This window comes from Herbiconiux sp. SALV-R1 (genome assembly GCF_013113715.1).
In the GTDB taxonomy this organism is placed as follows: Bacteria; Actinomycetota; Actinomycetes; order Actinomycetales; family Microbacteriaceae; genus Herbiconiux.
In genome coordinates this window covers 3,633,584-3,650,082 of the sequence record NZ_CP053344.1, presented here as the reverse complement: position 1 = coordinate 3,650,082, position 16,499 = coordinate 3,633,584, and the positions used below count along the sequence as shown (strand labels likewise).

Here is a 16,499-nt window from a genome sequence, read left to right as displayed (position 1 = left end):
GCGCGGTGCCAGGCTCGAGGAGCATGGGGGCGCAGGGTGACGCGGTGTCGTGGTGGGCCGGCTTCCTCGCCGACGAACTCGACGGATGCGCCGAGGTCGCCTACACCCCGCGACCCGACTACGACCAAGACGACGACCCGGCCGCCGACACGCGCGCCGAGGTCGTCGTCACCCCGCGCCGCGACTCCGCGCTGGCCTTCACGGTGGTGGCCGGAGGCAACGAGGTTCCCCTGGTGACGTTCGGCGACGTCGCCGAACTCCGGTGCTTCGGCATCCCCGCCACCTCGTCGGTGCCGGGCCTCGACCCCTCGAACCAGCTCGGCGTGATGGTCGCGGCGCTCGTGAGCGACGGTGCGACCCTCGTACGCCGATCCCTCCGCCGCCGGATGCTCGTGCTGGGCCCCCTGGCCCGGCACCCCGACCTCGCCTCCCTGCCGGTCGAGCGTGCCTGGGCGCCCTACGCCGAGCTCTACGGCACCCTCACCATGTTCCGCCGCCCCCCGCCCTACGACGACCTCCCCACCACCGCCTTCCTCCTCCCCGCCACCCCCGGCTCTCGCGCTCGCCCCGCCCTCCGCCAGCCCGGCGCTACGCGCCGAGCGGGGCCGGCTCTATGAAGAAGTTGTCGCGGAAGAGGCCGGTCGGGTCCCAGGCGGCCTTGAGGTGGCGCAGGCGTTCCAGGTGGGCGGGCGGGAAGGCGCGGGCGAGCACCTCGGGGCCGGTGTCGGTCTCGAAGCTGAGGTACATGCCTTCCAGTGCCGGAACCAGCTCGGCCCAGCGCTGCTCGACCTCGCCGGTTCCGCTGCCGAGCATGGCGATGAGGAAGTTCGCGTCGCGCCACGCGTAGGCCGCAGCATCCGTCGACTGATGCGCGACCGCACCGCCGGCGGAGCGGATCGACACGATGAACGACGACCTCGACGACAGCAGCGCGGTGAGCTTGACGGCTACATCGTGGTCGAGGTGGCGCACGAGGCCGGAGTGCCCGTGAGGCTCGCCCCGCCCGTGCTGCTCGCCGCCGGGGAGGTCGAGCAGGGCAGCGTACGGCACCAGCTGCACCGACTGGTCGGTCATTGGCGCGAGGCGGGCGAAAGGCTGCAGCCGCTCGACCACCGTGTCGGGGTCGTGCTCGTCGACCACGATGAGGGCCTGCACCACGGTCTGCGCGCCGGGCCCGGTGGGGCCGATCATGAGCGTGCCGGTCACCGTCGGGTCGGCGTTCTCGATCGCCGCTCCCCAGTCTTCGAGGAAGGCGGCGACGTCGTCGGGTGTGTAGACGAGCACGGCGAAGCCCACCTGCTGCGAGACGGGGTGGGGCTCGAACTCGAACGACACCACGACGCCGAAGTTCGCGCCCGCGCCCCGCACCGCCCAGAACAGGTCGGGGTTCTCGGTGGCGCTCGCGCGCACGAGTTCGCCGTCGGCGGTGACGAGCTCAACGGCCCGCAGGTGGTCGATCGTGAGGCCCCGCTCGCGGACGAACCACCCGATGCCCGCGGTGGTGGCGAGGCCGCCGACCCCGACGCCGCCGAAGTCGCCGGCCGTGATCGCGAGGCCGTACGGGGAGAGCGCCTTCGCGACCTCGCCCCAGCGGGCGCCCGGGCCGACTCGCACGGTGGTGGCGGCGCTGCCCTCGCGGGCACCCGAGCCGTCGCGGGCGCCGGTGGCCTTGCTGACGTCGATCCCGTTCAGGGCGTCGAGCGCGATCACGATGCCGCCGTCGTTGAGCGACCGCCCGGAGAGGCCGTGGCCCCCGCTCAGCAGGCCCAAGGGAAGGTCGCGGTGGCGTGAGGCGAACCGCACCGCATCCTGAACCTCCGCCGGTGACTCCGGGCGGATGACCAGGCCGGGGCGGGCTCCGCGGAAGTACCCCGAGGTGTACCGTTCGTAGCCCCGGTCACCGGGCATCAGCATCCGGTGCGCGAGCGTGCCGGGGAGCGGCTCGCCCTGGAACGACCGGGGGCCGGATGCCGCGGCCGGCCTCGTGAGCGAGCGGCGGGCGGTCTCGACCCGGCTGCGGATGCGCGGGGCGGTCTGGATGGCGAACCTCTCGAGCTCGCGCGGGTCGTCGGAGCCCAGGATGAAGACGCTGACCCCGTGCTCGACGGCGAGCTCGGCGAGGTCGTCGGCGTCGTACTGCGGCGTGATGTTCATCAGCCGGGTCACGTCGCTCGGCGACCGGCCGGCGCTGCGGGCGGAGTCGTCGATGATCTGGTTGCCCCGCTCGATGTCGCCCGGCTTCAGCCACGGCAGACTCGGCAGCCACCCGTCGCCCTTGCGACCCAGGATGCGCTGCATGCGCGGCTTGTACGCACCCACCCAGATGGGGATGTCGTGTGCCGGAGCCGGCCCTCGCGCGGCACCCGCCACGCGGTGGTACCTCCCGTCCACGTGCAGCGGCGTCGGGTCGGTCGTGTCCCAGATGCCCCGGATGATGTCGAGCGCCTCATCGAGCGCGCTGACCGCCTCCGGCGGGGTCAGCAACGGCGCGCCCATCGTCGCCATCGCGTCGAAGTACCCGCCCGTGCCGATGCCGAGCTCCACCCGGCCGCCACTCAACCTGTCCAGGCTCGCCAGGGCGCGCGCCAGCACGGCGGGCTGACGCAGCGGGAGGTTGAGCACGTTCCCGGAGACGTGGATGCGCGAGGTCTTCGCGGCGACCCACGCGAGGAGGGTCCAGGTGTCCTGGAACGCGGCCTGGTACGGGTGGTCTTGGAAGGTGACGAGATCCAGTCCCAGCTCCTCGCTGAGCAGGGCGAGGTCGACCGGATGCTGCGGGGCCGCCGCGATCGGGGTGATGAAGCTGCCGAAGCGGAGGGGGTGGAGGTAATCGGGCATGCCACCAGCCTCCGGATGCGGTACCTCCTTGACAAACACCCCGTAACCCGCTTACTTTTCGTATGTGACTCATCCCCTCCGCATCGACGACGAGGAATGCCGGCGCCTCGCCGGGGTGATGGAGATCATCGGGAAGCGCTGGTCGAGCGGCATCTTCCTCGCCATCGGCAGGGGCGCCGAACGCTTCACCGAGATCGAACAGCGCGTCGAGGGCCTCTCCGCCCGCATGCTCAGCGTGCGCCTGCGCGAACTCGAAGCCGCCGGCCTCGTCGCACGCACCGTCGAACCCACCACCCCCGTCAGCATCTACTACCGCCTCACCGACCGAGGCGCCGAACTCCTCCGCTCCCTCCAACCCATGGCCCACTACGCCCGCCGCTGGGAACCCCCGCTCACCCGCTGAACCGCATCCGTACCGACACTTCTTGCCGGATGTGTCGGTAAGGCTGGTGGCTACCGACGGATGTCAGCGGGCGAGGAGGGGGGCGGAGCCCAGGGCGCGGGTGACGGTGAGGGCGATGACGACGCGCTGGGGGTTGGGCTGGGGCTGGCGGTAGCGGAGGGCGTAGCGGTCCACCGCATCCTGCACGGAGGCGGGGTCGTCGAGCACGGTGGCGTGGCCCTCGAGGGTGAGCCAGCGACCCCCGTCGACCTGGGAGACCGCCGCGCGGCCGTCGCGGCGCACGTTGAGCACCTTCTGGCTGGGGCCGTTCGTGATGATGCGCACGGTGCCGGTCTCGGCGTCGAAGGTGAAGCCGACCGCGACGACGTGGGGTGAGCCGTCTCGGCGCAGCGTCGAGAGGGTCGCGAGGTGGCGCTCGGTCACGAAGGCGAGCCCATCCGCCGTGAGAAGGCCGCCCTGTTCGGTCACGGGCTCGAGCCTACTGCCGCGCGGGAAGCGCGGGCATGCGCGGCCCCGTCACGGGTCGACGGATGCGCGCACCCCCTTGACGACATCCGTTCACCTCCTGCTATTTTTAGGCATGCCTAAATCTGCGGCGCCGACGACGCCGGCCGCATCCGTTCCCGCACCGGGGCCGACTCCCGCACCCGTGCGTCCGCGCTGGTGGCACGGCATCGTGCTGCTCGGCCCCGCGTTCGTCGCCTCGATCGCCTACGTCGACCCGGGCAACGTCGCCGCGAACCTCACCTCCGGTGCCCAGTACGGCTACCTGCTGGTCTGGGTGCTGGTGCTCGCCAACCTCATGGCCATGCTCATCCAGTACCAGTCGGCGAAGCTCGGGCTCGTCACCGGTCGCACCCTCCCCGAGCACGTCGGCGCCCGCACCCAACCCTGGACGCGCCGCGCCTACTGGCTGCAGGCCGAGCTCGTCGCCGCCGCCACCGACGTCGCCGAGGTCATCGGCGGCGCACTCGCCCTCAACCTGCTGTTCGGCGTGCCGCTCGTCGTCGGCGGCGCCATCGTGGGCGTGGTGTCGATCGTGCTGCTGCTCGTGCAGTCGTCGAGGCGGCAGCGCAGCTTCGAGTTCATCATCATCGGCCTGCTCGCGGTGATCGCCTTCGGCTTCCTCGCCGGCACCTTCGTCTCGGGCATCGACTGGCCCGAGGCCGCCGGCGGCCTCGTGCCCCGCTTCGAGGGCGCACCCACCGTGCTGCTCGCCGCCAGCATGCTCGGCGCCACCGTCATGCCGCACGCCATCTACCTGCACTCCGCCCTCGCCCGCGACCGCCACCACGCCGCCTTCGCCGCCGTCGCCGAGAAGAGCGACTTCACGGGCAGCGAGTCGGCACGCGTCGAGACGGCTCCCGTGCCGCGCTTCGAGGAGGCGACCGGGCGCATCCGTTCGCTCCTCAAGGTCACCCGCTTCGACGTGGTGATCGCCCTGGTGCTGGCCGGCGCCGTGAACATCGCGATGCTGCTGCTCGCCGCCTCGAGCCTGCGCGGCGTCGAGGGCACCGACACCATCCCCGGCGCCTACGACGCCATCGCGGCGGCCCTCGGCCCGGTGATCGCGACGATCTTCGCCGTCGGACTCCTCGCCTCGGGCCTCGCGTCGACCTCGGTCGGGGCCTACGCGGGGTCGGTCATCATGAAGGGCCTGCTCAAGGTGCGGGTGCCCATCCTGGTGCGGCGCGTGGTGACCCTCATCCCGGCGCTCCTCGTGCTGGGCGCGGGCATCGACCCGACCTGGGCGCTCGTGCTCAGCCAGGTGTTCCTCAGCATCGGCATCCCGTTCGCGCTCATCCCGCTCATCCGCCTCACCGGCAACCGCACCCTCATGGGCGAATTCACCGACCGGATGCTCGTGAGGGTCGTCGCCTGGACGGTCGCCCTCCTCATCGTCGCCCTGAACGTGGTGCTCATCGCCCTCACCGTGACGGGCGCCTAAGGGGCGCGCCCGAGCGCCGCCGCCCCGAGCGCCGCCGCCCCGACGCGACGGAGCCCCGTGCTCAGACCGCGGCGATGGCGTCGATCTCGATGGTGGCGCCGTTGTAGAGGGAGTGCACGCCGATGACGGTGCTGGCCGAGGGCTCGGGTGTCTGCACGATCTTATTGCGGGTCTCGCGCCAGATGGTGAGCTTCTCCTGGTCGAGCTCGGTGATGTAGACGTTCACGCGCACGAGGTCTTCCCAGCCCGCGCCGGCGGCGGTGAGGGCGCGCTCGAGCTCGCCGTAGGTGAGCTCGATGGCGCGCGCGAAGTCGCTCGGCACCGATCCGTCGGCCTCGAACCCGACCTGCCCCGAGATGAACACGAGGTCGCCCGCGGTGACGCGGGTGCTGTCGGAGATGCCGGGCACGACGGGGGCGGGGATGCGGCTGATGCGGTCGTTGGTCATGGTGCTCTCTCTCGTTCCGGCGCGTCGGCGCCGAGGGGTAGGGGTGGAGGGGTGGAGGGGTCGGAAGTCAGGGGGTCATTCGTCTCGTCCGAAAACCTTATAGAAGGGCACGACCGACTCGGGCAGGGTGGACTTCTCGGTCAGCACGTGCCACGACCGGTTGTGATACACCAACGGCGTCGGGTCGACGGCGGCGTGCTCGGTGCGCGGCTTGGCCTCGATGGCCTCGACGATGACGAGCGTCGACCCGTTCACCTCCACCCGCTGCGTGATGCGGCCGCGCAGCCAGTTCGCGCCCGGGTAGTAGGGCTCGCCGGTGGGCAGGCGCCCCCACTCGACGTCGTCGCCGAAGCGGGCGGCACCGCTGCGGGCGCCGAGCTTGGCCAGGTCGATCTGGTCGGAGGCGAGCATGTGCACGACCACCGTCTCGGCCCGCCGGATGGTGGGGGTGCTCGACGACAGCGCCGACGCCGAGAACATGAGGGTGGGCGGGTCGATCGCCACCGAGGCGACCGAGCTCACCGTCATGGCGACCGGGCCGTCGCCCGCATCCGCTGTGACGATCGCCACGCCGGCCGGATGCGCGCGGAACGCGAACCGGAAGTCGTCGGCCGAGACCGGTGCTTCTGTCGTGGTGCTGGACATCGCTCGGCCTCAGACGATCGGGAGCACGAAGCGGGCGTCGTCCTCCCGGCCGAACAGCACCTTGCCGTAGGCCTCGTACCCGCTCGCCGACAGCGTGTGGCCGTGCCGCGCGGCGGTGGCCTGGTCGCGCCAGATGCGCTGCAGCACCGACGACTCCGCGAAGCCGGCCGAACCGTGCGCGGTGATGAGCTCGTTGATGAGGTTCGTGACGCTCTCGACCACCCAGCCCGCCTTGGCCCGCATCTCGATGCGCTCGGCGTAGGGAGCGTAGTACCCGCGCTCGGTGGCCTCGAAGATCTGGTCGGCGACCTGCGCGGCGACGGCCTCGGCGGCGTTCAGCTGCACGGCGGCCTTCGCCACCGCCGACTGGAAGATTGCCGAGTCGGCCTGCTTCTCATACCCGGTGTAGGCGATCGCCTTCGACTCCGCCTTCGAGATGACGAAGTCGAGTGCGGCGCGGCCCATGCCGAGGTGCGGCCCCACGAGCTTCATGAACAGCGACGGCACGAAGATGGTGTCGTACGACGCCTCGGGGTTGTCGCTCAGGTAGCCGCCCTCGACCGCCGCGGTGAGCGGGAAGATGCGGTGCTCGGGCACGAAGACGTCGTCGGCGATCTGCATCACGCTGGCGGTCGACTTCATGCCGGCCACGAACCAGTTGTCCTCGTAGCTGAGGTCGGCGGTGGGGATGAGCGCGAGGCCGGCGTCGACGATGTCGCCGCGCTCGTTCTTCAGCGGGATGCCGAGCAGCGACCAGGTCGCGTGCATGCTGCCCGTGCCGTAGCCCCACTTGCCGGTGACCCGGTAGCCGCCTTCGACCGGGGTCGCGTCGGAGGTGGTGGCGAGCACGATCGAGATGAAGTTGTCGAGCCCGCCCTCGCCGCCCCAGACGTCCTGCTGCGCCCGCTCGTCCATGAGGCTCAGCACCCACGCGCCCGAGTCGAGGATGCCGTCGACCCAGGCCAGGCTCCCGTCGCCGCGACCGATCGCGCGGGCGACGGCGTGCGCCTCGCGGGTGTTCGCCGCGAGCCCGCCGAACTTGGTGGGGGCCGAGATGCTGAACGCCCCCGTCGCGGCGACCGCGTCGAAGACCTCGGCCGGAATGCGCCGGTTCTGATCGCCCTCGCGCCCGCCCGCGACCAACTGCGGTCGCAGCTCGTCGATCTTCGCGACGATCTGCTCGATCTCCGGACGGATGGCTGTCGTGGGCATGCGGGTCTCCTCGGCTTCGGCGGTACGCGACATCGCGTGAACAGAGATTTACAAGACCCGCGACTTTTGTCAAGCCCCACTGAAACGGATGCTGGGCAGAGTCCCAGAAATCCGCTAAAGTCGCACTGTGATGACGACGTCCGAGTTAAGTGCAGCTTTCGGTGAGGGGCGCCGGTGACCGCGCTCTCCGCGATCGGCGCGCGCCTCCGAGCCGCGCGCGAAGACCAGGGGCTGACCCTCAAGTCGCTCGCCGATTCGATGGGCGTGACGCCGAGCCTGCTCTCGCAGATCGAGACCGACAAGGTGCAGCCCTCGCTCAACACGCTCTACCAGCTGGCCACCCGCCTGGGGGTCTCGATCGACGAACTGCTCGACATCGAGGCGGCCGACACCTCGGGCCGCATGCGCCGGCGGCGCCTGGTGGCGCCCGTGCAGCGCTTCGAAGACAACCCGGTCGTCGACCTCAGCTCCGGCGTGCGCCTGGAGCTGCTGGCCGGGGGAGCGAGCGGTATCGCCGAACCCCTCATGGTCACCTTCGAGCCGCACTCCTCCACCACCCCGGGGGCCCGTTTCAGCCGGCACCAGGGGTACGACTTCGGCGTGCTGGTGGAGGGCGAACTGGTGCTGCGCATCGACTTCGACGAGCATCCGATGCGCGCGGGCGACTCGGTGCACTTCGACACCACCCGGCCCCACGTGTACGTCAACGAGACCGATCGGCCCGCCCGCGGGGTGTGGTTCGCACTGCGGCTCCCAGAGGCCGACGACGCGGGGGCCGACACCGAGCTGTGGCGGCGCAAGGGGTCCACCCCGGTGCGCCGCTCGAGCACGCTGAGCGACGTGCTGAACGCGCTGCACAACCAAGACGACTGGAGTTGAGCCCATCATGACGCTTCACCCGCAGGCCAAGGCCTTCCTCGACATCGTGGCCGGGGCGCCGCCCCTCGACACGCTGAGCGTGGAGCAGAACCGTGCCGATCTCGAGAACGCCGTGCCGCTCACGGGCGACGCGCTGCCGCTGCACCTCGTGCGCGATCTGACCGTCGCCGGCGTGGGGGTGCGGCTCTACAGCCCGAAGCCGCTCGCTCCAGACCTGCCGGTGACCGTGTACTTCCACGGCGGCGGCTGGGTGCTGGGCGACCTCGAGATCGCCGACACCACCGCGCGCGAGCTCGCCGTCGCCTCAGACGCGGCGGTCGTCAGCGTCGACTACCGCAAGGCGCCCGAGCACGTGTTCCCCGCCGCGGTCGACGACGCGCTCGCCGTCACCCGCGCGCTCCTGGAGGGCTCGGCCGGGGTCGAGCTCGACGCGAGCCGGGTCGCGGTGGCCGGCGACAGCGCGGGCGGCAACCTCGCCGCGGTCACCGCGCAGCAGCTCGGGCGCGACCACGCCGGGCTCGTGCACCAGGCGCTCGTCTACCCCGCGACAACCGGCCGTGTCGGCGTCGAGGGCAGCTACGTCGAGTTCGCCGAGGGGCACTTCCTCACCGCGCGCGACATGCAGTACTTCTACGACAGCTACGCGAAGGGTGTCGACACGACGGATGCGCGGCTCGCGCCGGCCGCGGCCGGCGACCTCTCGGGGCTCCCGCCGGCCACGGTGATCGTCGCCGAGCTCGACCCGCTGCGCGACGAGGGGCTCGCCTACGCCCGGGCGCTCGCCGAGGCCGGGGTGCCGGTGACGAGCGTGACGTTCTCCGGCCTCGTGCATCCGTTCTTCTACATGGGCGGCGTGATCGACGGCGCGCACTCGGCCCGCCGCTTCGTCGGGGGCGAGCTGAAGGCGGCTTTCGAGCGCGCGAGGGCCGAAGCCCGGGGCTGAGTGACGGCGGTCGCCCTCCGTTCACCTGCTGGTCGTACTCTCGGCACATGACCCTCATCGACAACGCCGTGTACGTCGACGGCGTGCGGCTGCCCGACCCGCACAGTCTCGATGAGACCTACGCCCTGATGGGTGAGAAGGGCGGCATGGCCTGGATCGGGCTGTACCGGCCGAACGCCGAGGAGATCCGCTCGGTCGAGAACGAGTTCGGGCTGCACCAGCTGGCGGTCGAAGACGCGCTCACCGGTCACCAGCGCTCGAAGCTCGAGCGCTACGGCGACACGCTGTTCGTGGTGCTGCGCCCCGCCCGCTACCTCGACGCCGAGGAGCGGGTGGAGTTCGGCGAGGTCCACGTGTTCATCGGGCCGGGCTTCGTGGTGACGGTGCGGCACGCCGAATCGCCGAACCTCGGGGCGGTGCGGCACCGGCTCGAGGGCAACCCCGAGCTGCTCGCGCTCGGCCCCGAGGCGGTGCTGTACGCCATCCTCGACGAGGTGGTCGACGAGTACGAGCCGGTGATCGCGGGCCTGCAGAACGACATCGACGAGATCGAGGGCCAGCTGTTCGGCGGCGATCCCGACGTGTCGCGGCGCATCTACGACCTGCTGGGTGAGGTGATGGATTTCCAGCGGGCCGTGCATCCGCTCACCGTCATGCTCGAGGCGCTGCTGAAGGGCGCCGAGAAGTACAAGGTCGACATCGAGGTGCAGCGGGGTCTGCGCGACGTGCTCGACCACGTGCTGGCGGTGGTGGGGCATGCGGATGCGTTCCGTGCCACCCTGCAGAACGCCCTGACGGTGCATTCCACGCTGACCACGCAGCGGCAGAACGAGGAGATGCAGCGCATCAGCGAGAACAACCTCACCCTCGCTGAAGACACCCGCAAGCTCGCCGAGGCGAGCATCAAGCAGGGCGACGAGGTAAAGAAGATCTCCGCCTGGGCGGCCATCCTCTTCGCCCCGAGCCTCATCGCGGGCATCTACGGCATGAACTTCGTGCACATGCCCGAGCTGCACTGGGTGTTCGGGTACCCGATGGCGATCGGGGGGATGATCCTGCTCATGGTCCTCCTCTACTCCGTCTTCAAGCGCAACCACTGGTTGTAGGTGGCGCCGCCTGCGCATCCGCCTTCGCCCACGCTCCGAACAGCAGCGGTATCGGCAGCACCAGCGTGAGGGCGAGCGAGATCGGCTCGGCGACCGCGTCGAGGGTCGCGAGCCCGTGCAGGTGGCCCAGGTGGTAGACCAGGTGGGGCGCGGAGAACACGATCCACGCCACGGCCACCGCCCGCGCCGCGGTGAGGCTGCGCGAGAGCGCGGCTACCGTGCCTGCGCCGGCGAGAGCCAGGTACATCGCGCCCACATCGCGGATGAGGTGCTCATTGAACGGGCCGTCGAGCCTGATCCACGGCCCGAACCCCCACGTCGCCGACCCGTCGGGGAACGTCTCGTACCACTCGAGCGGGAACACCATCGACCACACGCCGATGACCGCCGCGAGCGCCGACAGGAACCACAGCACCACCCGGCGCCCGGTGAGGCTCATGCCGACCACGCGGCGTACGTGGTGGTGCCGAGGCGGAGCGGATGCGCACCCACCGGCACCAGGGTGTCGCGGGCGATCGGGGAGCCGAAGTAGCTGAAGCCGTCGTCGGTGACGACTTGGCGGGGGTCGCCGGTGGCGGCGAGAGCGGTGCGGAAGGTCTCGTCGAGCGTCGACCGCTCGGGCCCGGCGACGTCGAGGGTGCCGCCGAGCGGCTCCGCCGCCGCCACGTCGGCGAGCGCCTCGGCGACCTCGGAGGCCGCCACGGGCTGGAAGGATGCGGCTGTTGCGTGCACGGCCCCGTCGACGGTCGCCGCGTCGGCCAGGGTGCCGATGAACTCGAAGAACTGCGTGGCCCGCACGATCGAGAAGCCCAGACCGGATGCGCGCACCAGCTCCTCCTGCCGCGTCTTGCCGATCGTGTAGTCGGCCCCGGCGATCTGCTCGGTGCCGACGATCGAGAGCAGCACGTAGTGGCCCACCCCCTGGGCGCTCGCGGCACCGAGCGCGTTCCGCGTCGACGTCTCGAAGAACTCGAGCACCCCGTCGAACGACCGCGAGTTCACGACGTCGACCACCACGTCCGCTCCCGCGAACGCCTCCGCCAACCCGGTGCCGGCGATCGTGTCGACCCCGCTCCCCGGCGACGCCGCCACCACCTCATGCCCGGCCCCGCGCATCCGCTCGACCACCTGAGCCCCGACCAACCCGGTTCCCCCGAGCACCACGACCTTCATCTCACCCTCTCCTCCCGAGCCCACCCACTGCGCGCCCTACCCCACCGACGGCACACCCCCCACGAATGTGACGCGATTGGCGGTTCGGATTCAGGGGTGGTTCCAGGTGGTGAGTTTGGCGGGGTTCATGGTGAACCAGATGTCGGTGACGAGGTCGTCTTCGACGCCGAGGCTGACGACGCCGGCGACGATGCCGTCGAGGCGGAAGACGATGCCGGCGAGGCCGTGCACCGTCTCGAGCGAGGGCACGAGGTCGCCCTGTTTGGCGAGCCCGCCGAGCAGGAAGCGTGCCACCTTGTCGGCGCCGAAGATGGGCTTGAGCGCGGCACGCACCTGGCCGCCACCGTCGACGCGGGTGACCGCGGCGGGGTCGAGCACCTGCAGCAGCGCGGTGAGGTCGCCGCTCTCGCACGCCGCCCAGAACTCGCGCACCACGGCGTCGTGCCGCTCCACCGTCGCCTCCCGACGGCGCCGCTCGGCGATGTGGCGCCGGGCGGTCGAGGCGAGCTTGCGCGTCGCCTGCGGGGTGCGGCCGACGACCTCGGCGATCTCGTCGAAGGGCATCGCGAACACGTCGTGCAGCACGAACGCCACCCGCTCGGCGGGGGTGAGCGATTCGAGCATGACGAGCAGCGCCATGGTGACCGAGTCGTCGAGCGTCACCCGGTCGAGCGGGTCGACGGCGGTCGATCCGCCGCCCACCGCCGTTCCCGACAGCGGCTCGGGCAGCCACTCGCCCACGTACTGCTCGCGCCGGTGACGGGCCGACCCGAGCACGTCGAGGCACACGTTCGCCGTCACCCGCGTGAGCCAGGCCTCGGGCGACCGAATGCCGGCACGCTCGTCGTCGCTCAGCCTGAACCAGCGGGCGTACGCCTCCTGCACCGCGTCTTCCGCATCGGCGGAGGTTCCGAGCATGCGGAACGCCACCGCCAAGAGGTGCCGGCGCTCGCCGAGCACCTGAGCGAGCGAGTCGTCGGCCGAGCCGGCCGAGTCGGGCGAATCGGATGCGCCGGCCGGGTCGGATGCGCCGGACGAGTCCGGGGAACCCATCACGACACCCCCTCCCGCGTCTCCTCCCGCGGCGCACCCCCGGTCGCGAACGCCCGCCGCGGATGCTGCAGCTCCGGCAACGACACCACGTCACGCCCGAACAGCAGCGCCGAGAGCCACACCAGCAGCACCCGCACCTTACGCTCCCAGGTCGGCACCGCGAGCACGTGGTACCCGCGATGCATCACCCACCCCAGCAGCCCCTTCACCACGATTCCACGGTACTGGAACACCCCCGTTCCGAGCCCGAGCGTCGCCACCACCCCGAGGCTCCGGTGCCGGTACGGCCGCGGCCGCTCGCCGCGCAACGCCCGCACGAGGTTCTCGGCGAGCAGCCTGCCCTGCCTCACCGCATGCTGCGCGTTGGGAACCGTGCGCGCATCCGGTCGCTCCGCCTGCAGCACCAGGTCGGGCACGGCGGCGTCGTCACCCGCCGCCCACGCGTCCTCGACCACGTGCCCGCTCTCGGTGTCGACCACCCTCAGGTCGGCCTTCACGGTGATGAGGCCGCGCGCATCCGTCGGCAGGTCGGTGTGCCGGGCGGCCACCGGGTTCGAGGCGTTGCCCGCCGCCCAGACGAGCAGGCCGGTGTCGTACTCCTCGCCGGTCGACAGCACGATGTGCCGGTCGACTGCCGAGCGCAGCTGCGTGCCGAGGTGCACCCGCCCGCCCCGCTCCTCGAACTGCCGCACGACCCACCGCCCCGGCTCGTCGCTCACCTCGGGCAGGATGCGCCCTGCCGCCTCGACGAGGTGGAAGTCGAGATCGTCGGGGCCGAGCATCGGGTACTTCTTCAGCTGCGCGGTGGCGAGCGAGAGGAGCTCGCCGAACAGCTCGACACCGGTGAACCCGCCCCCGACGACGGTGACCGACAGTGTGCGCCGCCGCTCCGGCCCGGGCTCCAGCACCGACGCCCGATCGAAGGCCCCGAGGAGGGCGTCGCGCACGGCGACCCCCTCCTCGACGGTCTTGAGTCCGATCGCCTCCTCCTGCACCCCCGCCACCGGGAAGGTGCGGGTGACCGCTCCCGCCGTCACGACCACCACGTCGTAGGCGAGCGCACGATCGGGCCCCACGGCGGGTCGCACCACGGCGATGCGCTCGGCATGCCGCAGCTCCACGACGCTGCCGGCGAGCACGCGGGTGCGCGCGAGGTGCCGCCGCAGCGACACCACTGTGTGCCTCGGCTCCACCGACCCCGCGGCGACCTCGGGCAGGAACGGCTGGTAGGTCATGTACGGGCGCGGGTCGACGACGGTCACCTCCGCCTCCCCGGGCCGCAGCCGCCGCTCGAGACCCCACGCCGTGTAGAAGCCCGCGTACCCTCCGCCGATGATCAGGATCTTCGTCATCTCGTCCTCCTGTGCTCTCACCTGGATGACGACGCAGGCGTCCGGAATGTGACGTCGGACGCCCTCACAAAAATTCTCCGAACTTTTTTGTGACGAATCGTGCGCGGGACGCGTCTCATCTGTGAGCAACGCATTCGATGCTCGCGGAGGGGCAGACCCGATGCACCCTCCGGTAGACGCACTGACGTACTGAGCGAAAGGACACCCGTCATGGCCACCGAAGACACCACCCCCACCACCGCTGCGGCCACCACCCCCGCGAAGCCGACCACCCCGGCCTCCGCGTCGCGTGTCGACCGCTCCTCCACGACCACCAGCCGCGTCACCACCGACGACACCGCTGCCGGCCGCACCACGATCGCCGACGGCGTCGTGGCGAAGGTCGCCGGCATCGCAGCCCGCGAGGTGCAGGGCGTGTACGCGCTCGGCGGCGGCGGAGCCCGCGCCTTCGGCGCCATCCGTGACGCCATCAACGCCACCGACCTCGGTCAGGGCGTGAAGGTCGAGGTCGGCGAGACCCAGGCCGCTGCCGACATCACCATCGTCGTGGAGTACCCGGCCCCCATCCAGCAGGTCGCCTCCCAGGTGCGCACCGCCGTGGCGAGCGCCATCACCCGCCTGGTGGGCCTCGAGGTCGTCGAGGTGAACGTCGACGTGAACGACGTGCACATCCCCGGTGACGACAGCGACGACCAGACCGAGTCGCGCGTCGCATGAGTGCCACGGTCTCCGGCGCCCTGATCGGCGCCGTGCTCGCAGCCGCCGCGCTCCTGTTCGGCTTCTGGGGCTTCCTGCTGGTCGCGCTGTTCATGGTCATCGGGGCGGTCGTCGCCCGGGTGATGAGCGGCCAGCTCGATCTCCGGGCCCTGGCGGGAGTGTTCTCGGGGAGGCGCACCTCCTGATGAGCACCTCACTCCTCGTGGCCGCCCCGACGAGCGCACCCGCAGGCCGGATCAGCGTTCGCGATCGCGTCATCGAGAAGATCGTTCACCGCGCCTCGGCCGACGCCATCGGCGTCGAGTCGGGCGAGGTGAAGGTCGAGGTCTCCGAATGGCGCGGCGGATACGCCGTGCGCGTGCGCACCCCCCTGCCCATCCCCGATCTCGACGACACCGAGGCCATCGCCGCGGGTTCGTCGGTGATCGACCGGGTGACCGCCGTGCAGCAGCAGCTGCAGAGTCACCTGGCCCACGTCACCGGTCGTGACATCACCCGACTGGCCGTCGTCGTCACCGGCGCGGTCGTTCCCCCGAGAAGGAGAGTGAGATGACCGATCCCGCACTCCGCCGCGTGGTGCGGCGCGAGACGCACTCGCCCCGCACGGTGGCGACGGTCGTCGTGCTGGTGCTCATCGCGCTCGCCCTCGCCTATCTGGGCACCGAGGTCGTTCTGCGACTCGCCGGCGCGAGGCCGCTGCTCGTGGCCCCGGCCGCCGGGCTCGCCTGGCTGGTCGCGCTGCCCTCGGCGCAGCCCGCCGCGGCGATCGTGGCGGGAGCGGTGGTGATCGCCGTGCTCGGCGTGGTGCTCATCGTGCTCGCCCTCGGCGCGGGGCGGCTGCCCAAGCACCGGATGGGTCAGGATGCGGTCGTCGTCGACAACGGCGTGATCGCCTCCGCCCTTGCCCAGCACGTCGCCGACGAGCTCGGGCTCCGGCGCGACGAGGTGACCGTGGGCATCGCCCACCGCACGGCCGACGTGACCGTGCACCCCGAGGCGGGCACCGAGATCGACCGGTTCGCCGTCATCCGTACGGCGACCGACGAGCTCGACCGCTACGAACTCGACCCGACGGTTCGGGTGCGGGCCCGCGTGCAGTACCGACAGGAGAAGGAGCCGGCGGCATGAACTCGACGAACCGTGGTCTGAACCGCGCCGTGCTGCTCGTCGTCGGACTGGTGCTCCTCGCTATCGGCGCGGCCGTCGGTACCGCCGTGCTGTGGCCCGCCTTCGGCGACGCCTGGAAGACGACCGTGGGCGGTGCGGTGAACGGCCTCCAGTCGGCCCACCAGGCCAGCCGGGTCGCCGACGGCACCACCGTCAGCTGGGTCGCGATCGGTGTGCTCGGCGCGATGGCCCTCGTCGTCATCGTGGCGATCGTCATCGTCGCGAACCTCGGCGGCCGACGCACCCGCACGGTGCTGAAGACCGCGGGTTCCGAGAGCCCGATCGGCCCCATCACGGTGCAGGAGTCGTTCGCCGCCGATGCGATCCGGGGCAGCCTAGCCTCGCACGACGAGATCCTCTCGAGCAGCGTCTCGGCCAACCGGGTGAAGGGCAGTCCTGTGCTGCACGTCTCGGTCACCCCCCGTCAGAACACCTCGCCCCAGGAGGTCGCGACCCTCGTGGCGCGGCTCACCACCAACCTGGCGACGCTCACCGGGCACGCCGTGCCGACCTTCGTGTCGATCCACAGCGGGCTGAGGGCGCGCCTCGCCGGAGACGTGCGGCGCTTGAACTGAGCGCCGCCGACTCCACCACCCCACCCACTATGAAGAAGGA

At 71.3% G+C, this 16,499-nt stretch carries 20 protein-coding genes; 11 read left to right on the top strand and 9 right to left on the bottom strand.

Annotated features, from left to right (window positions below; genetic code table 11):
* Window positions 1-23: 23 nt before the first annotated feature.
* A complete protein-coding gene (locus HL652_RS17370) occupies window positions 24-617 on the top strand; it encodes a hypothetical protein (RefSeq protein ID WP_171706466.1) in 594 nt (197 codons plus the stop codon).
* Here the strand turns inward: HL652_RS17370 and HL652_RS17365 are convergent.
* The gene (locus HL652_RS17365; protein ID WP_171706465.1) at window positions 589-2,838 is read right to left on the bottom strand and encodes an LLM class flavin-dependent oxidoreductase; all 2,250 of its coding nucleotides are present in this window, start codon (window positions 2,836-2,838) and stop codon (window positions 589-591) included. The two genes, HL652_RS17370 and HL652_RS17365, sit on opposite strands and share 29 nt — an antisense overlap.
* A gap of 64 nt (window positions 2,839-2,902) precedes the next feature.
* Here HL652_RS17365 and HL652_RS17360 point away from each other — a divergent pair, with 64 nt between their 5' ends.
* Window positions 2,903-3,241, top strand: coding sequence for a winged helix-turn-helix transcriptional regulator (locus tag HL652_RS17360; RefSeq protein ID WP_253743418.1), 339 nt, complete (start codon window positions 2,903-2,905; stop codon window positions 3,239-3,241).
* A 63-nt stretch (window positions 3,242-3,304) separates the two neighbouring features.
* On the opposite strand, the gene HL652_RS17355 is transcribed toward HL652_RS17360, so the two are convergent.
* Window positions 3,305-3,709, bottom strand: coding sequence for a PPOX class F420-dependent oxidoreductase (locus tag HL652_RS17355; protein WP_171706464.1), 405 nt, complete (start codon window positions 3,707-3,709; stop codon window positions 3,305-3,307).
* A 112-nt stretch (window positions 3,710-3,821) separates the two neighbouring features.
* Here HL652_RS17355 and HL652_RS17350 point away from each other — a divergent pair, with 112 nt between their 5' ends.
* Entirely contained in the window at window positions 3,822-5,189 is a 1,368-nt protein-coding gene (locus tag HL652_RS17350; protein WP_171706463.1) for an Nramp family divalent metal transporter, read from the top strand.
* Between the two features lie 61 nt (window positions 5,190-5,250).
* On the opposite strand, the gene HL652_RS17345 is transcribed toward HL652_RS17350, so the two are convergent.
* The 3 genes from HL652_RS17345 to HL652_RS17335 form a co-directional block, all read right to left on the bottom strand.
* Window positions 5,251-5,637, bottom strand: a complete 387-nt coding sequence (locus tag HL652_RS17345) for a RidA family protein (protein ID WP_171706462.1) — start codon at window positions 5,635-5,637, stop codon at window positions 5,251-5,253.
* 75 nt (window positions 5,638-5,712) lie between these two features.
* On the bottom strand, window positions 5,713-6,282 hold the full coding sequence (locus tag HL652_RS17340) for a flavin reductase family protein (protein WP_171706461.1): 570 nt from the start codon (window positions 6,280-6,282) through the stop codon (window positions 5,713-5,715).
* Window positions 6,283-6,291: 9 nt separating this feature from the next.
* A complete protein-coding gene (locus HL652_RS17335; protein ID WP_171706460.1) occupies window positions 6,292-7,494 on the bottom strand; it encodes an acyl-CoA dehydrogenase family protein in 1,203 nt (400 codons plus the stop codon).
* Between the two features lie 174 nt (window positions 7,495-7,668).
* Between HL652_RS17335 and HL652_RS17330 the strand changes: the two genes are divergently transcribed.
* The 3 genes from HL652_RS17330 to HL652_RS17320 are packed head-to-tail and all read left to right on the top strand — an operon-like array spanning window position 7,669 to window position 10,422.
* Entirely contained in the window at window positions 7,669-8,373 is a 705-nt protein-coding gene (locus HL652_RS17330; protein WP_171706459.1) for a helix-turn-helix domain-containing protein, read from the top strand.
* A gap of 7 nt (window positions 8,374-8,380) precedes the next feature.
* Window positions 8,381-9,316, top strand: a complete 936-nt coding sequence (locus HL652_RS17325) for an alpha/beta hydrolase (protein ID WP_171706458.1) — start codon at window positions 8,381-8,383, stop codon at window positions 9,314-9,316.
* 47 nt (window positions 9,317-9,363) lie between these two features.
* Entirely contained in the window at window positions 9,364-10,422 is a 1,059-nt protein-coding gene (locus HL652_RS17320) for a magnesium and cobalt transport protein CorA (RefSeq protein WP_171706457.1), read from the top strand.
* Here HL652_RS17320 and HL652_RS17315 read toward each other — a convergent pair.
* The 4 genes from HL652_RS17315 to HL652_RS17300 all read right to left on the bottom strand — a co-directional run bounded on the left by HL652_RS17315 (window position 10,400) and on the right by HL652_RS17300 (window position 14,000).
* On the bottom strand, window positions 10,400-10,861 hold the full coding sequence (locus HL652_RS17315) for a hypothetical protein (RefSeq protein WP_171706456.1): 462 nt from the start codon (window positions 10,859-10,861) through the stop codon (window positions 10,400-10,402). The two genes, HL652_RS17320 and HL652_RS17315, sit on opposite strands and share 23 nt — an antisense overlap.
* On the bottom strand, window positions 10,858-11,595 hold the full coding sequence (locus tag HL652_RS17310; protein ID WP_171706455.1) for an SDR family oxidoreductase: 738 nt from the start codon (window positions 11,593-11,595) through the stop codon (window positions 10,858-10,860). The genes HL652_RS17315 and HL652_RS17310 overlap by 4 nt, the downstream gene beginning before the upstream one ends.
* A 90-nt stretch (window positions 11,596-11,685) precedes the next feature.
* Window positions 11,686-12,648 carry an RNA polymerase sigma factor SigJ gene (gene sigJ, locus HL652_RS17305; protein ID WP_171707430.1) on the bottom strand — a complete coding sequence of 321 codons (963 nt, stop codon included), beginning with the start codon at window positions 12,646-12,648 and terminating at the stop codon, window positions 11,686-11,688.
* Window positions 12,648-14,000: an NAD(P)/FAD-dependent oxidoreductase gene (locus HL652_RS17300; RefSeq protein ID WP_171706454.1), complete on the bottom strand. Its 1,353-nt coding sequence runs from the start codon at window positions 13,998-14,000 to the stop codon at window positions 12,648-12,650. Before HL652_RS17300 ends, sigJ begins: the two co-directional genes overlap by 1 nt.
* Before the next feature lie 210 nt (window positions 14,001-14,210).
* Between HL652_RS17300 and HL652_RS17295 the strand changes: the two genes are divergently transcribed.
* The 5 genes from HL652_RS17295 to HL652_RS17275 are packed head-to-tail and all read left to right on the top strand — an operon-like array spanning window position 14,211 to window position 16,459.
* Window positions 14,211-14,717: an Asp23/Gls24 family envelope stress response protein gene (locus HL652_RS17295; RefSeq protein WP_171706453.1), complete on the top strand. Its 507-nt coding sequence runs from the start codon at window positions 14,211-14,213 to the stop codon at window positions 14,715-14,717.
* Window positions 14,714-14,902 carry a DUF2273 domain-containing protein gene (locus tag HL652_RS17290; RefSeq protein ID WP_171706452.1) on the top strand — a complete coding sequence of 63 codons (189 nt, stop codon included), beginning with the start codon at window positions 14,714-14,716 and terminating at the stop codon, window positions 14,900-14,902. The genes HL652_RS17295 and HL652_RS17290 overlap by 4 nt, the downstream gene beginning before the upstream one ends.
* Window positions 14,902-15,270, top strand: coding sequence for an NTP pyrophosphohydrolase (locus tag HL652_RS17285; protein WP_171706451.1), 369 nt, complete (start codon window positions 14,902-14,904; stop codon window positions 15,268-15,270). Before HL652_RS17290 ends, HL652_RS17285 begins: the two co-directional genes overlap by 1 nt.
* The gene (locus HL652_RS17280) at window positions 15,267-15,845 is read left to right on the top strand and encodes a DNA/RNA endonuclease G (RefSeq protein WP_171706450.1); all 579 of its coding nucleotides are present in this window, start codon (window positions 15,267-15,269) and stop codon (window positions 15,843-15,845) included. Before HL652_RS17285 ends, HL652_RS17280 begins: the two co-directional genes overlap by 4 nt.
* Complete coding sequence (locus tag HL652_RS17275; RefSeq protein WP_171706449.1) at window positions 15,842-16,459, top strand: hypothetical protein; 618 nt, start codon at window positions 15,842-15,844, stop codon at window positions 16,457-16,459. The genes HL652_RS17280 and HL652_RS17275 overlap by 4 nt, the downstream gene beginning before the upstream one ends.
* The last annotated feature ends 40 nt before the right edge of the window (window positions 16,460-16,499 follow it).